A 15166-nucleotide genomic window follows, 5' to 3' on the forward strand; every position below is an offset into this window, starting at 1 on the left:
GAAATCGCCGCCGACTAACCTCGGCCCATGCCGTTCCTGCTGCGTGTGCTGCTGCCCGACGTCCCGGGTTCGCTCGGCCGCGTCGCGACGGCCATCGGTATGGCGGGCGGCGACATCGAAGCGATCGAGATCGTCGAGAAGCGCGACGACGGCACGGTCGTCGACGACGTGCTGCTCGAGGTCGCCGAGGGCACGATGCCTGACTCGGTGGTCTCGGCCTGCAGCGGCATCGACGGCGTCGAGGTGCTGTGGATCAGCCGCTACCCGGCCGGCGGCAGCCTGGTGATGGACCTCGAGGCGGTCGAGGCGCTCACCTCCTCACCCGCCGAGGCCTACGACAAGCTCGTCGACCTGCTCCCCGCCACGTTCCGCGTCGACTGGGCCGTGCGGCTGCACCGCGCGCGGGGCGTCGTCCACGCCACCAGCGCGGCGCCCGACGACCTCGAGTTTGTCGAGATCGAGTCGCCCGTGCGTCTCGAGGTGCCCGACGACGACGTCACCCTCTACGCCGCGGCCCGCCTCGACGGCAACGAGGTCGTGGTGATGGGCCGCCAGGGCGGCCCGGAGTTCGCCGACTCCGAGATCGCCCGCCTCGGCCACCTCTGCGGCCTCGCGGTCACGATCACCACCGCCTGATCTCCCGCGCTCACCGCACCCCCAGCCACATCGTCGTGATCCGGCGGATCGACGACGATCCGGCTGGGGGTCTCGGCCGGCCGGCTCAGCCCTCGACCGGCTCCAGCACGAACACGGGGATCTCCCGGTCGGTCTTGGTCTGGTACTCCGCGTACGTCGACCAGGTGGCCACGGCGAGCTCCCACCACTGCCGGCGCTCCTCTCCCTCGACGAGGCGAGCGCGGTAGGGCTTCGGCTCCGGGCCGTCCTGGACGTCGACCAGCGGGTGCGCCACGAAGTTGGCGTACCAGCTGGGGTTCTCGGGCGCCCCGCCCTTGGAGGCGATGGCCACGTAGACGCCGTCCTTCTCCACGCGCATGACGGGGTTCTTGCGCAGCTTGCCCGACTTCGCCCCCACCGAGGTGATGACGATGATCGGGTCGTCGGTGCCGGGCAGGGTGTTGGCCTCGCGGCCGCCGGTGGCCTCGTAGGTGGCCACCTGATCGCGCACCCAGGCGCTCGGGCTCGGAACGTACTCGCCGGTGAGGGTCATACCTCCACAAGAGCACGAGACGCCCGACTTGTTCCAGACCCGTGCCGACTACGGTTCGCTGCATGAGTGCGATCGAGGGCGTGAGCGAGACGTTCGACGCGAGCCGGTGGGACGTCGTCCCCGGGTTCGAGGACCTGACCGACCTGACCTACCACCGCGCCAAGGAGCACGGCACGGTGCGCATCGCCTTCGACCGCCCCGACGTGCTCAACGCCTTCCGCCCGCACACCGTCGACGAGCTGCTGCGCACCCTCGAGCACGCCCGCACCTCCGGCGACGTCGGCTGCGTGCTGCTCACCGGCAACGGCCCGAGCCCGAAGAACGGCAAGCGCTCCTTCTGCACCGGCGGCGACCAGCGCATCCGCGGTCGCGCCGGCTACCAGTACGAGGACGTCGCGGCCGGCGCCGGTGACACCGGCGCCGAGGAGCCGAGCCCGATCGACAAGGCCAAGCTCGCGCGCCTGCACATCCTCGAGTGCCAGCGACTCATCCGCTTCATGCCGAAGGTCGTCATCGCCGTCGTCCCGGGGTGGGCGGCCGGTGGCGGCCACTCGCTCTTCGTCACCTGCGATCTCGCGCTCGCTTCGGCCGAGCACGCCCGCTTCAAGCAGACCGACGCCGACGTCGGCTCTTTCGACGGCGGCTACGGCTCGGCCTACCTCGCCCGTCAGGTGGGCCAGAAGTTCGCTCGCGAGATCTTCTTCCTCGGCCAGGAGTACTCCGCCGACGACGCCGTGCGCATGGGCGCCGCCAACCGTGCCGTGCCCCACGCCGAGCTCGAGGACACCGCGCTCGAGTGGGGCCGCCTCATCAACGGCAAGTCGCCCACCGCCCAGCGCATGCTCAAGTACTCCTTCAACCTCCTGGACGACGGCCTGGTCGGCCAGCAGCTCTTCGCCGGTGAGACCACGCGGCTGGCGTACATGACCGACGAGGCGCAGGAGGGCCGCGATCAGTTCCTCGAGAAGCGCGAGCCGGACTGGTCGCCGTACCCCTGGTACTACTGAGCCGCCGACCGCCGGCGGAGCCGGTCCGCCCGAGCCGCGCGGAATCCGATCGCTGGCGCCGGGCCGCGCCGTCCACACTGACGGGCGTGACGCCTCTGCCGCTGCGAACCCGCCGCCTGCCTCCGCCGGCCCACATCGTGTGGGACGACCTCGCCCGCCCCGCGACCACCGGCCCGCGCGTGTGGCTCGACCTCGTGGACGACGAGGTGCCGCCGCGAGTGCTCGGGGGCGAGCGTCCGCACCGGCTCGTCTGGTCGTCGCTGTGGCCGAGTCGACCGAAGGATCGGATCGACTTCGAGCTCACCGCCGACGGGCGCGACACTCGGGTCGCGATCACGCTCCTCGCAGCCGGCGACCCGCCGGACGACGAGACGCTCCGCCACCTCCGCCACCGGCTGAGCGAGCTGCTCTGGCGCGACCTGCGGCACTCCTACGGCCAGTAGCCGCGGCGCCCCGTCGTCCACGCACCAACGGATTTCGTCCTCTTTCGCGAGAATCGCGACGAAATTCGTTGGTGAACCGCAGACCACGCCAGCCCCCGGGTATCGGGTGGCGGACGCGTCGAGGTGAGGAGGCGGCATGCCGGTGTGGATCGAGGCGGGGCTGTGGGGCCTGCTGGCGGGCGGGGCGCTGGTGATCGGCGCGCTGATCGCCTGGTTCGTGCCCGTGCCGCGGCCGTTGGTCTCGGCCGTCATGGCGTTCGGTGCCGGCGTCCTCATCTCGGCGCTCAGCTTCGACCTCGTGGACGACGCGGAGAGGGGCGGCGGTCTGCTCGCCACCACCGTCGGCTTCCTCGGCGGCGCGATCGCCTACGTCGGGGCGAACGTCGTGCTGGCGCGGCGGGGTGCACGGCACCGCAAGCGCTCGGGCGAGGAGCAGTCGAGCGAGGCCGAGCAGGCCGGCAGTGGCACGGCGATCGCCGTCGGCGCGCTGCTCGACGGCGTGCCCGAGTCGGTGGTGCTCGGCATCTCGCTGCTCGGCGGCGGGGGAGTGGGGGTGCCCGTGCTGGCGGCGATCTTCATCTCGAACCTTCCCGAGGGTCTCTCGAGCGCGGCCGGCATGAAGGCGAGCGGACGCAGCGCGCGCTACGTCTTCGGCGTGTGGACCTCGATCGCGGTCGCCTCGGGCCTGGCCGGTCTGCTCGGCTGCCTGCTGCTGGAGGGCGCGCCCGACGAGCTCGTCGCGGCGATCACCGCCGTGGCCGCCGGAGCCATCCTCGCGATGGTCGCCGACACGATGATCCCCGAGGCCTTCGAGCGCACCCAGCTCTACACCGGCCTGATCGCCACCGTCGGCTTCATCAGCGCGTTCGCGATCAGCCGCGCGTGAGTGGACGAGGCCCCCAGCCGATCTGCTGTGATTCGGCCCGATCCACGACAGATGCGCTGGGGGCCTCACGCGACCGCCGGCGGACGGACCAGGACTCCGCGGCGCCGGACGGGTAGCCTCGCCAGACGTGCCCCAGATCGTCGTCCTCACCGGTGCCGGGATCTCCGCGGAGAGCGGCGTGCCGACCTTCCGCGACAGCGACGGCCTGTGGGTGGGCCACCACATCGACGACGTCGCCACCCCCGAGGGTTTCGAGCGCGACCGGTCGCTGGTGCAGCGCTTCTACGACGCGCGACGGGCCTCGCTGAGCGGCGTCGAGCCGAACGCCGCGCACCGAGCGCTCGCCGAGCTCGAGGAGACCATGGGTGAGGCGCTGCTGGTGGTCACCCAGAACATCGACGACCTGCACGAGCGGGCGGGCTCGCGCAACGTGATCCACATGCACGGCGAGCTGCTCAAGGCCCGCTGCCGAGCGTGCGGCGCCGTGGTGCCGTGGCAGGGTCCGCTCATCGACGAGCCGGCCTGCCCGCTGTGCGGCACCCACGACCTGCGCCCCGACGTGGTGTGGTTCGGTGAGATGCCCTACGAGATGGAGCGCATCGCGGACGCGCTCTCGCAGGCCACGCACTTCCTGTCGGTCGGCACCTCGGGGGCGGTCTACCCGGCCGCAGGCTTCGTGCAGCACGCCCGCCGCCACGGCGCCCGCACCCTCGAGCTCAACCTCGAGCCCAGCGAGGGCAGCCACTTCTTCCACGAGTCGCGCCTCGGGCCCGCGGGCGAGCTCGTGCCGCAGTGGGCCCGCGAGATCCTCTGGAGCTGAGGGCTCAGCCGGCCGTGCCGGCACCTGAGCGGGCCGCGGCCAGCTCGTCGTCCACGATCGCGAGCAGGCGCGAACGCTCGGCCTCGAGGCCGAGCGGGCCGATCCAGTCGGCGATCGTGGCGCGGAACAGCTGGCCCGAGGCGAGCACCCGCGGGTCGCAGTGGCCGGTGGACTCCAGCGTGACCACGCCGTAGAGCGCCGACCAGGAACGCATGTAGATCCACAGGATCCCGCGCTCCTCGGGGGCGATGTGCTCGGTGCGGGCCGGGATGAGCGGCTCCAGCACCGCCTCGCGCACGGTCTCGTCGAGGTCGTCGAGGCGGGGGTAGGGGAAGCGATAGCGCTCCTGCACGGCCCAGAGCAGGTCGGTGAAGTAGCAACCGGACGTCGACACGGTGAGCAGCTCGCGCCGCTCGGTCTCGTGCTCGGCCACCGGGTTGGCGAACACCAGCTGGAACTCGCGGGGCCGTTCGAGGGCCCACTGGCGAAAGCGCGTGCAGGCCACGACCAGGCGCGCGGCCGGGTCGGACTCGTCGAAGCGCTCGGCCGCCTCCGCCCAGCGGGCCGTGGCGGCGCGGTCGAGCTCGAAGGCCACGAGGTCGACGAGCTGCTGGTAGTTGGCGACGTAGCGGTAGAGCGCCGGTGCCGTCATGCCCATGCGTGCGGCGACCGCGCGCAGCGAGAGGTCCTCGCCCTCGTCGAGGAGCGCGGCCGAGGCCGCGACGATCTCGTCGTAGGTGGCCTCGCGCTGGCGTTCGCGTCGGCTGACAGGTGCGCGCATCTGGCGCAACGGCACTCCTGGGGCGGTGGGCGGCGGGGTGGTGACGTCCCTTGACGCGATGAGTTTACACCGTTTACCGTTAACGCCGTTCACTCTCGGGACGACCATTCACGAAAGGTGTCCGCGATGATGCAGCGATGGGGTGCGCTGGTGGTGCGCCAAGCCGTGGTGGTGCTGCTGGTGGGCCTTGCGCTCACCGCGCTGGCCGGTGTCGTCGGCGCCGGTGTGGAGGACAGGCTGAGCGCGGGCGGGTTCGACGACCCGAGCTCGGAGTCGGCACGCGAGCTCGACCTCGAGCGTGCCACCTTCGGCAACCGTTCGGTCGACGCGGTCGTCATCTTCACCGCGCCAGCGGGGGAGAGCGCCACCTCGCCCGCGGTCGCCGCCGAGATCAGCGAGACCCTCGCCGACGTGCCGGCCGGCACCATCGCCTCCGCCGCGACCTACGCCGACACCGGCGACCCCGGCCAGCTCAGCACGGACCGCCGCTCCACCGCCGTCTACGTCTCCTTCGAGGGCAGCACGCAGAACGACTACGTCGAGGCGTTCCGGCGCCTGCGACCCGCGGTCGAGCAGAGCACGCTGGACGTCGCGCTGGCCGGCCCCTACGCCGTCTACAGCGACGTCAACGAGCAGACCAAGGCCGACCTCCTGCGGGCCGAGCTCCTCTCGGCGCCGATCGTGCTCCTCCTCTCGCTGCTCATCTTCCGCAGCGTCGTCGCGGCCCTGCTGCCGGTGCTGGTGGGCGTGATCGCCGTGCTCGGGGCCCGCGCGGTGGTGTCGGGCCTCAACCAGGTCGTCGACGTGTCGATCTTCGCGCCCAACATCATCACGCTGCTCGGGCTCGGCCTCGCCGTCGACTACGCGCTCTTCGTCGTCTCGCGCTACCGCGAGGAGCTCGCGCTGCGTCCGGGCGACACCGCCCACGCCCTACGCCGCACCCTCGACACGGCCGGCCGCACGGTCGCCTTCTCGGGCCTCACCGTCGCCGCGGCGATGAGCTCGCTGCTGGTCTTCCCCCAGACCTTCCTCAAGTCGATCGGCTACGGCGGCATCGCCGCCGTCCTCATCGCGATGGTGGCCGCCCTCACCGTGCTCCCCGCCGCGCTCGCGCTCCTGGGCACCCGCGTGGACGCCGGCCGCCTGCCCTTCCTGCGCGCCTCGGAGGCCCCGGGCGAGGGCGACGGTCGCTGGGCCGCCCTGGCGCGCGCGGTGATGCGCCGCCCGGTCGCGGTCGCGGCGGTGGTGGTCGTCGTCCTGCTCGCGCTCGCCTCGCCCCTGCTCGGCGTGCGCTGGGGCAGCGTGGACTACCGCGTCCTGCCCGCCGACACCGACGCCCACCGCGCCTCCGAGCTGCTGAACGACGAGTTCGGCCCCGAGCGCTCCATCGCCAACGTCCTGGTGCGCGACGCCGGGCCGGCGGCCGTGCAGGACTACGCGGCGGCGCTCGGCGAGGTGCCGCGCGTGCTGGACGTGCGCCCCGTGGCCGCCGAGGGGCGCACGACGCTGCTGCGCGTGGCGTGGGAGGGCAACAGCCAGACCGACGCCTCCCAGGACGTCGTCCGTGCGCTGCGCGCGGTCGATGCTCCTGCGGGCTCGCAGGCGCTCGTGGGCGGGCTGAGCGCCGACACCCTCGACCTGGCCTCCTCGATCCGCAGCCACCTGCCCGCGATGGCGCTCATCGTGGTCGGCGTGATGCTCGTGCTGCTCTTCTGGGCCTTCGGCTCGGTGGTGCTGCCCCTCAAGGCGATCGCGATGAACGCCCTGTCGATCACCGCCTCGTTCGGGGTGGTCACCTGGATCTTCAGCGACGGCCATCTCGCCGGGCTGCTCGGCTTCACCCCCCAGGGCTTCCTCGACCTCACCAATCCGATCGTCATGCTGGCCGTGCTCTTCGGCCTCTCGATGGACTACGAGGTCTTCCTGCTGTCGCGGGTGCGCGAGCAGTGGGACGCCACCGGCGACAACGAGCGCGCCGTCGAGACCGGGGTGCAGAAGACCGGGCGCATCATCACCAGCGCCGCCCTGCTGCTCGCGGTCGTCATCGGCGCCTTCGCCACCAGCGGGGTCGTGTTCATGAAGATGATGGGCATCGGGATGCTCGTGGCGATCCTCATCGATGCCACGGTGGTCCGTGCGCTGCTGGTGCCGGCCACGATGAAGCTGCTCGGCCGCTGGAACTGGTGGGCGCCCGCCCCGATGGCGCGGTGGTGGAGCCGCTACGGCCTGCGCGAGGAGGGGCGGTCCGAGGACGACGCGCGCCCGCGCGGCTCCGGCGAGGACGCCGACTCGGCGGAGCCGGTCGCCGCCGGGCACTGACCGGTCCGGCCCGCGCTGGGCAGGGGTGGCGGGGTTGGCGAGGTGATCTGAACAGTCCCCTTGTCTGAATTTCGGCTGTTCCCCTGTGCCCGACTCGCCGACGGCCCTACGGTGCTGCTGCAGTCGGTCGGTCGTCGGGTGACCACCGGGTGGAACATGGGGGTTCACGATGACCACGATCACGGTGGCGGCGGTCGACAATCATCCGATCGTGCTCGAGGGGGTCGGTGCCGCGCTCGCGCGCACGGCGCCCGACGTCGAGCTGGTTGCGATCGCAGGCTCGGTCGACGACCTGCTGGCGGGCCCGGGCGCCGGGGCCAAGGTCGTGCTGCTCGACCTGTCGATGCCCGGTCAGCATCCGGCCGAGGTGTCCGTGCGACGGCTGGTGGAGCGCGGCACCAAGGTGCTCGTCTTCACCTCCGAGGAGCGACCGGTGCCGGTGCGCCGGGCGATCGAGGCCGGCGCGAGCGGCCTGCTGCTCAAGGTCGACCCGATCGAGACCATCGCGCAGGCCGTGCGCGACGTCGTCAACGGCGAGCTCGCCTGCTCCGGCCCGCTCGCGGCCATGCTGCTCACCGACGCCTCCCTCGACGCCCGGCTCTCCCCGCGTCAGATCGAGATCCTCACCGCCGTGTCGGAGGGCCTTCCCTACCGGCTCGTCGCCAAGCGTCTCGGCGTCGCGGAGGTGACCGTGCGCGAGCACCTCAACCGCGCCGCCCAGGCCTATCGCGACCGCGGTGTCGAGACGGGCAACGTGCACGGCCTGCTCAGCCGCGCGCGGGCGGACGGTCACCTCACCGCCTGAGCCTGCTCAGCGCCGGGCGTCCTCGTCGGTCCGGGTGGGGCGGTCCGCGAGGACGACGGGCGCCGGCGTGCCCTCGGGCCCGGGCCCGGTCCCGGTCTCGGTCTCGGTCTCGGTCTCGGGGGCGCTCCACCCGAGCACGACGGCGTCGTCGAGCGCCTCGAGCGACCACCCGTCGTCCAGGAGGGGGGTGAGGGCGGCCACCCGCTCGACGGGGGGTGCGGGGATCACGACGACGCTGACCCGGTCGGCGAAGGTCGTGAGGGTGACCTCGCGAGGCGCTCCGGCCCGCACCTGCGCCAAGAGCTCGGCCAGGCGTCGGCTCGGCCCGGGCGCTTCGCGGTTGGTGGCCCGGACGACGACGCCGTCGGCGCGCAGCGCCCCGAGCTCGTGGCGCAGGGCCGCGTGGTCCTCGCCGCGGAGGTAGAGGCAGTCGCGAGCGGCCTGTGCCAACCGGGCGGCGCGCGGCGCATCGAGGCGTCCGGCCACCTGGTCGCCGAGGGCTGCGGAGATCGCGCCGTACTCGCCGCCCAGGAGCGTCCGCAGTCGCAGGGGCAGGTCGGTGACGGCCGAGTCGTCGTCGCGGGCGTCGAGGATCGCTCGACCCGCTCGGCGCAGCATCGAGGCGATCAGTGCGACGAAGACGACGTTGAGCGGTTGGATGAGCAGCAGATGAGGCACCTCGGCGCCCGCGATGCCGGCGAGCAGGGCCACTGCGACCAGCACCAGCGACGACGGCAGGAGTGCCAGTGCGAGCCGCCGCGCGGTGCTCGTCCACGCGGTGGCCACGATGGGCAGCGACGACAGCTCGATGATCCACGTGTGGAGTGTGCCGAGATCGCTCGGTCGGTAGGCGGGAAGGGCGATCGCCAACGCCAGCGCCGGCCCGACGGCGGCGGCGGTCAGCCAGCGCTGCCCCAGTGGACCGCGACGCTGGGCCCAGCACAGGGCGCCCGTCAGCAGCAGGATCGGGCCGGCGACCGCCATGGATCCCGCCGGACTGCGGCCGTCGACGAGCAGCAGGAGGGCCGAGACCAGGTAGCCCGCCGCCAGCCAGCCGCACACCGTCGACACCGCGCGGGCGGGGCTGCCGACGGCCGTGCGGAGCAGCAGGTCGTTCTCCTCCACCAGGCTCCGGCGGCGCGCCAGACCGGTCGCCGTCCACCCCAGGCGCACCTCGGTGCCGGAGCCGGGGCGACTCAGCACCAGCGCGGTGCCGCCGACGGCGGTCATCCGCTCGATGATCGACGTGCGCAGACCGACTCCCTCGACGCCCGGATCGAAGCCCCGCCCGTCGTCGCGGACGACGACCTCCACCGACCAGGGGCCCTGGACGACCTGGACGTGGGCGGCGTCCTGGCCGCTGTGACGGGCCACGTTGCGCAGGGCCTCGCCCACCGCTCCCTCGAGGGCCGCCCGCACCGGGTCGGGCAGGACGAGCGGACCCGAGGCACCCACCACGTGCACCGTGACGGTGATGCCCGCGCGGGCCGCGAGCTCGGGAAGCGCCACCTCCAAGCGGGCCACCGGCACCGACGTCCGCGGTCGCACCAGTCGCCGCAGGGCCCGCTCGGCCGCTCGGCGGGTCTCGGCACGCTCGGGTGCCATCGAGCCGGCCAGCAGGGTCGGCACCAGTTCGTCGTGGATGAACGCGACCGCCTCGAGGTCGGTGCGCCGGCGTCGGTCGGAGACCGTGGAGCGCTGGCTCTGCAGCGTCGCCTCGGCGCGCTCGGAGGCCGCCCGCAGGCCGGTGACCAGCACGAAGACGGCCACCGCGACCCCGGTGAGGAAGGACGTCTCCTGCAGCCCGGCCAGGGCGCCGTCGGTGCCGCCGAGGGCGCGCAGCCCGATGTAGGTCAGGTTGACCGTGAGCACGGTGAGGGAGAAGAAGGCGCGCCCACCCACGACCACGCTGAGGAGGAGCGGTTCGGCCAGGTGGATGATCGGCGACTCCGCCGCCCCCGCCTCCGCCGTCGACGCGTCAGGCAGCAGGAAGGCCAGCACCATCGCGACCGAGCACAGCGTGACGTCGAGCCGACCCGCTCGTCCGACCAGACAGCGAGCCCCCGCCACCGCCACGAGGACGACGATCACCACCGCCACTGCCAGCTGCAGGTCGCTCGGTGCGTCCCACGCGCCGGCCGCCAGCACGAACACCAGCGTCTTGGCCAGGATGACGCCGCCGATCGCGTACTGCAGGCCGCGCTCGATGGACGCGGCGAACGACGTCCGATCGCCCGGACCGACCTGGAACACCCCGGGACGATAACCCGGGTCGATGGGCGCGGGGGCCGGGATCGGTGCATCGAGCGGTGCGGGCAGGCCCACCTATCGGAAGTGAGGACAGGTGGGGGCGTCGACGGCTCGGGAATGTCGCCGGGGGAGGGCCGGTTGTCGTCAGGCGTGACCTCCACCACCTCGGCTCCCACCCGCGCCAGCGTCGGTCTGAGGAGCGAGCGGGGCCCGGTGCTGGCCTCGGTCATGCTGAGCATCGCGCTGGTGGCGATCGACACCACGATCCTCGCCACCGCAGTGCCCTCGATCGTGGAGGACCTCGGCGGTTTCACCCAGTTCCCGTGGCTCTTCTCGGCCTACCTGCTCGCCCAGGCGGTCACGACGCCCATCTACGGCAAGCTCTCCGACGTCGTCGGACGCAAGCCGCTGATGCTGCTCGGCATCGGTCTGTTCGTCCTCGGCTCCGTCTTCTGCGGGCTCGCCTGGAGCATGCCGGCCCTGATCGCCGCCCGTGCCGTGCAGGGCCTGGGCGCCGGCGCCATCCAACCGGCGTCCATGACGATCATGGGCGACCTCTACTCGGTGGAGGAGCGGGCGGTCGCCCAGGGCTACGTGGCCAGCGTGTGGGCGAGCGCCGCGGTGATCGGCCCCACGCTCGGCGGCCTGTTCGCCGAGCACGCCTCCTGGCGCTGGATCTTCTGGATCAACGTGCCGCTCGGCCTGGTGGCCGCCGTCGTGCTCCTGCGTTCGTTCAAGGAGCGTCCGACGGAGCGGGAGGGCGGTCGTCGTCCACTGGACCTCGCGGGTTCGGCGCTGCTCGCCGGTGGTGCCGGTCTGCTGCTGCTCGGCCTGCTCGAGGGCGGCGTGCGGTGGGCCTGGTGGTCCCCGGCCGGCGTCGGTGTCCTGGGCGGCGCGGTGGTCCTCCTGGTGGCCTTCGTGCTGGTCGAGCGGCGTGTGCCCGACCCCGTGCTGCCCCTGTGGGTCTTCCGCGACCGCGTGCTCAACGCCGCGACCCTCGGCTCGCTCGTCGTGGGCATGGCGATGCTCGGCGTCACCTCCTACGTGCCGGTCTACGCCCAGCGGGTGCTCGGCGCGGGCGCCGTGACGGCCGGTCTGGCCGTCGCCGCCCTCGCGATCGGCTGGCCGATCGCCGCCAGCACCGCTGGGCGCTTCTATCTGCGCGTCGGTTTCCGCCCGTGCCTGCTGGCCGGCGCACTCCTCGGCCTCGCCGGCACGGGCATCCTCGTCGCGGCCGGCCCCGAGAGCCCGGTGCTGCAGCTCGCCCTCGGCTGCTTCCTGCTGGGTCTGGGGCTGGGGTACGTCGCCAGCCCCGGCATCGTGGCCGCCCAGTCGGTGGTCACGTGGCAGCACCGCGGCGTCGCCACCGGCACCAACGTCTTCGCCCGCTCGGTCGGCAGCGCCGTGGGGGTCGCCATCTTCGGTGCCGTCGCCAACGCCGTCGTCGCGACCCGCCTCGGTCGCGAGCAGGCGGGCAGCGTCGACCTCGACGCCCTGCCGGTCGGCGTCCTCGAGCCGGCCGTGCACGCGGTGTTCGTGGCGGTGGCCATCACCGCGGTCGCCCTGCTCGTCTCGGGGCTCGTCATGCCGTCGGGTCGCCTCACCGAGCGCCTGCGCGAGGACGACGCGCAGCCGGCCGGCGCTTCACCCTCGGGAGGGAGAGACGCCGTACCTACCGGCGAGTAGACTCAGGCCCATGAAGCGAGAGATCTACGACGAGGACCACGAGGCCTTCCGCGCGTCGGTGAAGGAGTTCGTCGACCGCTCGATCCTGCCGCACAGCGAGGAGCACATCGCCGCCAAGGCGCTGCCCCGCGAGTTCTGGCTCGACGCCGGCAAGCAGGGCCTGCTCGGCCTCGAGGTGCCCGAGCAGTACGGCGGTGCGGAGGCGGGCGACTTCCGCTTCAACGCCATCCTGCAGGAGGAGCTGGCCAAGGCCGGCGCCGCCTACCCCACCTGCCACGGCATCCACGCCGACATCACGGCGCCCTACATCGTCGAGTACGGCACCGAGGAGCAGAAGCAGCGCTGGCTCCCGGGCGTCGCCTCCGGCGAGATCCTGCTGGCCATCGGCATGACCGAGCCCTCCGGTGGCTCCGACCTCGCCGCCCTGAAGACCACCGCGGTGCGCGACGGCGACGAGTGGGTCATCAACGGCTCCAAGACCTTCATCACCAACGGCTACTCCTGCGACATGGTCGTCACGGCTGTGCGCACCGACCCCGAGAAGGGCCCGAAGGGCATCACCCTCTTCGGCATCGAGGCCACCAAGGCCGGCTTCTCGCGCGGTCGCAAGCTCGACAAGGTCGGCATGGAGGAGTCCGACACCGCCGAGCTGTTCTTCGAGAACGTCCGCGTCACCGACGACGAGATCATCGGCGAGCTCAACATGGGCTTCATCCAGATGATGCAGATGCTCCCGCAGGAGCGCCTCGGCTGCGCGGTGGCCAACGTGGCCCACGCCAAGCAGATCCTGCTCGAGACCATCCAGTACGCCAAGGAGCGCCAGGCCTTCGGCGCCCCGATCGGCACCTTCCAGCACAACAAGTTCCTGCTCGCCGACCTCGTCACCCGCATCGAGGTCGCCGAGGCCTACATCGACAAGTGCGTGCTCGCGCACTCGAACAAGGACCTCACCGCCGTCGAGGCCGCCAAGGCCAAGTGGTGGAGCAGCCAGGTGCAGAGCGAGGTGCTCGACCACTGCGTGCAGATCCACGGTGGCTACGGCTTCATGAACGAGTACCGCGTGGCCCGCGCCTGGCGCGACGCCCGCGTCACGAAGATCTGGGCCGGCTCCAACGAGATCATGAAGGAGCTCATCGGTCGCGAGCTCGGCCTCTGAGCCCAGCGACACCGGCGTCGCACAGGGCCGCTCCCGGATATCCGTTCCGGGGAGCGGCCCTGTCGCGTCTGTGCGTGGCGGGCGGGCGGTCGTCGTCCGCGCGGGGGCCGGTCGGCTGGCGGCTGGACCGCGGGTTGTAACACGCCGTCCACCGCTCTACCTGTCGCGGTTCAGTCGCTTGAGGGGTCGATCGGCTCGATTTCGGACTGACAACCGACAGGTAGTCGGGTGGACGACGTGTTACATGCCGCGCGGCTGCCCGGGCCCGCCCGATCGTGGACGACGCGCGCCCGCCCGCCCGTGGACGACGCCCGCCCGGGCCCACCTGCCCGCCCGCCCGCGGACGACGCTCGCCGATCGTGGACGACGCCTGCCCGGGTGCGGGCAGCCTTGCCTCGCTTTCGAGCAGCCCGCCGCTTTGGGAGGATGGAACCCATGAGCACTGACGCGGCTGAGAACCCGGCGGTCGAGAGCCCGGCCGTGAACCCCGTGGTCGACGGCGTCGAGATCGCCTCCCACGTGCACGAGCCCCACGACGACAGCTTCAACAACCGCCTCAACTTCCTGCGCGCCGGCGTGCTCGGCGCCAACGACGGCATCATCTCCACCGCCGGCATCGTGATGGGTGTCGCGGGCGCCGACCCCACCAACACCAGCGCGATCGCCATCGCGGGCGTCGCCGGTCTGGTGGCTGGCGCGATGAGCATGGCGGCCGGCGAGTACGTGTCGGTCAGCACCCAGCGCGACTCCGAGGAGGCGCTGCTCGACAAGGAGCGGCGCGAGCTCGTCGAGGAGCCCGAGGAGGAGCTGGCCGAGCTCGCGAGCCTCTACGTCGACAAGGGCCTGGAGCCCGGGCTCGCACTGGAGGTGGCCAAGCAGCTCACCGCGAAGGACGCCCTGGCGGCTCACGCCGAGGTCGAGCTCGGCATCGACCCCGAGGACCTCACCAGCGCCTGGGGTGCGGCGTTCACCTCGATGATCTCCTTCACCATCGGTGCCCTGCTGCCGCTGCTCACGATCGTGCTGATGGTCGCCGACCTGCGCGTGCCGGTGACGGTGGTGGCCGTCGTCCTCGCGCTGGCGTTCACGGGCTGGGGCAGCGCCCGCTTCGGCTACGGCCCGGCCAAGAACGCCGTGATCCGCAACGTGCTCGGTGGTCTGCTCGCCATGGCCGTCACCTACGGCGTGGGTCAGCTCGTCGGCGGTGTCGCCCTCTGAGCGGGATGCGCCTCTTCGTCGCACTGATCCCCTCCGAGGACGCCGTCGAGCACCTCGACGCCTTCCTCGAGCCGCGCCGCAGCGCGGCCGAGTTCCGCTGGACCCGACCCGAGCACTTCCACATCACGCTCGCCTTCATGGCCGATGCAGCCCCGGCGCGCGTCGACGACCTCGTCGACCGGCTGGCCGAGTCGCTCGACGACATCGCGCCCGCGGACGCCGTCCTCGCCGGCGCCGTGGTCTTCCCGAACGCCGCCGAGGGCCGCATCCTCGCCACCGACGTGGAGGGCGAGGTGCCGCTCGAGCGGCTGGCCACCCGCACCCGCAACACCGCCGTCGCCAGCGGCATCGAGGTGGACGGCGCCCGGTTCCGGCCGCACCTCACGGTGGCGCGCACGGGTGGTCGCGCGGTCGAGCTCACCAGCTGGGTGCGCCTGTTCGAGACCTATCGCGGGCCGGCGTGGTCGGCCGACGGCGTGGAGGTCGTCGCCTCGCACCTCTGCGAGGGGCCACGGCGCACGCCGCGCTACGAGACGCTCGCCCGCATCGAGCTCTGAGGCGCCGGAGAACGCCGAGAGGCCGGCCCCCTCGCGGGTGCCGGCCTCTCTGCTGGTTGCAGGGCGGGGA

14 protein-coding genes are annotated in these 15166 nt (G+C 72.5%); 11 read left to right on the forward strand and 3 right to left on the reverse strand.

Annotated features, from left to right (window positions below):
- Nucleotides 1-27: 27 nt before the first annotated feature.
- Entirely contained in the window at nt 28-636 is a 609-nt protein-coding gene (locus ACERUN_RS16820) for an ACT domain-containing protein (RefSeq protein WP_370291191.1), read from the forward strand.
- Between the two features lie 85 nt (nt 637-721).
- On the opposite strand, the gene ACERUN_RS16825 is transcribed toward ACERUN_RS16820, so the two are convergent.
- Nucleotides 722-1168 (reverse strand): nitroreductase family deazaflavin-dependent oxidoreductase, encoded by a 447-nt coding sequence (locus ACERUN_RS16825; protein WP_370291192.1) that lies wholly within the window; start codon nt 1166-1168, stop codon nt 722-724.
- 62 nt (nt 1169-1230) lie between these two features.
- Between ACERUN_RS16825 and ACERUN_RS16830 the strand changes: the two genes are divergently transcribed.
- From ACERUN_RS16830 to cobB, 4 genes are all read left to right on the forward strand, one after another.
- Nucleotides 1231-2175, forward strand: coding sequence for a 1,4-dihydroxy-2-naphthoyl-CoA synthase (locus ACERUN_RS16830; protein WP_370291193.1), 945 nt, complete (start codon nt 1231-1233; stop codon nt 2173-2175).
- A gap of 86 nt (nt 2176-2261) precedes the next feature.
- Entirely contained in the window at nt 2262-2618 is a 357-nt protein-coding gene (locus ACERUN_RS16835) for a hypothetical protein (RefSeq protein WP_370291194.1), read from the forward strand.
- A 136-nt stretch (nt 2619-2754) separates the two neighbouring features.
- On the forward strand, nt 2755-3504 hold the full coding sequence (locus ACERUN_RS16840) for a ZIP family metal transporter (protein WP_370291195.1): 750 nt from the start codon (nt 2755-2757) through the stop codon (nt 3502-3504).
- A 127-nt stretch (nt 3505-3631) separates the two neighbouring features.
- Nucleotides 3632-4324 carry a Sir2 family NAD+-dependent deacetylase gene (gene cobB / locus ACERUN_RS16845; protein ID WP_370291196.1) on the forward strand — a complete coding sequence of 231 codons (693 nt, stop codon included), beginning with the start codon at nt 3632-3634 and terminating at the stop codon, nt 4322-4324.
- Nucleotides 4325-4328: 4 nt separating this feature from the next.
- On the opposite strand, the gene ACERUN_RS16850 is transcribed toward cobB, so the two are convergent.
- Nucleotides 4329-5105, reverse strand: a complete 777-nt coding sequence (locus ACERUN_RS16850) for a TetR/AcrR family transcriptional regulator (protein ID WP_370291197.1) — start codon at nt 5103-5105, stop codon at nt 4329-4331.
- A gap of 126 nt (nt 5106-5231) precedes the next feature.
- Here ACERUN_RS16850 and ACERUN_RS16855 point away from each other — a divergent pair, with 126 nt between their 5' ends.
- Together ACERUN_RS16855 and ACERUN_RS16860 are read left to right on the forward strand one after the other, a co-directional pair.
- The gene (locus tag ACERUN_RS16855) at nt 5232-7424 is read left to right on the forward strand and encodes an MMPL family transporter (RefSeq protein WP_370291198.1); all 2193 of its coding nucleotides are present in this window, start codon (nt 5232-5234) and stop codon (nt 7422-7424) included.
- A gap of 169 nt (nt 7425-7593) precedes the next feature.
- Nucleotides 7594-8229: a response regulator gene (locus tag ACERUN_RS16860; protein WP_370291199.1), complete on the forward strand. Its 636-nt coding sequence runs from the start codon at nt 7594-7596 to the stop codon at nt 8227-8229.
- 6 nt (nt 8230-8235) lie between these two features.
- Here ACERUN_RS16860 and ACERUN_RS16865 read toward each other — a convergent pair whose 3' ends face one another.
- Nucleotides 8236-10482, reverse strand: coding sequence for a sensor histidine kinase (locus ACERUN_RS16865; RefSeq protein ID WP_370291200.1), 2247 nt, complete (start codon nt 10480-10482; stop codon nt 8236-8238).
- Nucleotides 10483-10629: 147 nt separating this feature from the next.
- Here ACERUN_RS16865 and ACERUN_RS16870 point away from each other — a divergent pair, with 147 nt between their 5' ends.
- The 4 genes from ACERUN_RS16870 to thpR all read left to right on the forward strand — a co-directional run bounded on the left by ACERUN_RS16870 (nt 10630) and on the right by thpR (nt 15096).
- Nucleotides 10630-12165, forward strand: coding sequence for an MDR family MFS transporter (locus tag ACERUN_RS16870; RefSeq protein ID WP_370291201.1), 1536 nt, complete (start codon nt 10630-10632; stop codon nt 12163-12165).
- Nucleotides 12166-12175: 10 nt separating this feature from the next.
- On the forward strand, nt 12176-13321 hold the full coding sequence (locus tag ACERUN_RS16875; RefSeq protein WP_370291202.1) for an acyl-CoA dehydrogenase family protein: 1146 nt from the start codon (nt 12176-12178) through the stop codon (nt 13319-13321).
- A gap of 435 nt (nt 13322-13756) precedes the next feature.
- Nucleotides 13757-14539, forward strand: coding sequence for a VIT family protein (locus ACERUN_RS16880; protein ID WP_370291203.1), 783 nt, complete (start codon nt 13757-13759; stop codon nt 14537-14539).
- Between the two features lie 5 nt (nt 14540-14544).
- Nucleotides 14545-15096 carry an RNA 2',3'-cyclic phosphodiesterase gene (gene thpR / locus ACERUN_RS16885; protein ID WP_370291204.1) on the forward strand — a complete coding sequence of 184 codons (552 nt, stop codon included), beginning with the start codon at nt 14545-14547 and terminating at the stop codon, nt 15094-15096.
- Nucleotides 15097-15166 lie beyond the last annotated feature (70 nt).

The organism is Nocardioides sp. (genome assembly GCF_964229035.1).
Taxonomy (GTDB): Bacteria; Actinomycetota; Actinomycetes; order Propionibacteriales; family Nocardioidaceae; genus Nocardioides.

Coding starts and splice junctions, on each gene's coding strand:
- ACERUN_RS16820 (WP_370291191.1), top strand. CDS start 28: ATGCCGTTCCTGCTGCGTGTGCTGCTGCCCGACGTCCCGGGTTCGCTC.
- ACERUN_RS16825 (WP_370291192.1), bottom strand. CDS start 1,168: ATGACCCTCACCGGCGAGTACGTTCCGAGCCCGAGCGCCTGGGTGCGC.
- ACERUN_RS16830 (WP_370291193.1), top strand. CDS start 1,231: ATGAGTGCGATCGAGGGCGTGAGCGAGACGTTCGACGCGAGCCGGTGG.
- ACERUN_RS16840 (WP_370291195.1), top strand. CDS start 2,755: ATGCCGGTGTGGATCGAGGCGGGGCTGTGGGGCCTGCTGGCGGGCGGG.
- ACERUN_RS16850 (WP_370291197.1), bottom strand. CDS start 5,105: ATGCGCGCACCTGTCAGCCGACGCGAACGCCAGCGCGAGGCCACCTAC.
- ACERUN_RS16855 (WP_370291198.1), top strand. CDS start 5,232: ATGATGCAGCGATGGGGTGCGCTGGTGGTGCGCCAAGCCGTGGTGGTG.
- ACERUN_RS16860 (WP_370291199.1), top strand. CDS start 7,594: ATGACCACGATCACGGTGGCGGCGGTCGACAATCATCCGATCGTGCTC.
- ACERUN_RS16875 (WP_370291202.1), top strand. CDS start 12,176: ATGAAGCGAGAGATCTACGACGAGGACCACGAGGCCTTCCGCGCGTCG.
- ACERUN_RS16880 (WP_370291203.1), top strand. CDS start 13,757: ATGAGCACTGACGCGGCTGAGAACCCGGCGGTCGAGAGCCCGGCCGTG.
- thpR (WP_370291204.1), top strand. CDS start 14,545: ATGCGCCTCTTCGTCGCACTGATCCCCTCCGAGGACGCCGTCGAGCAC.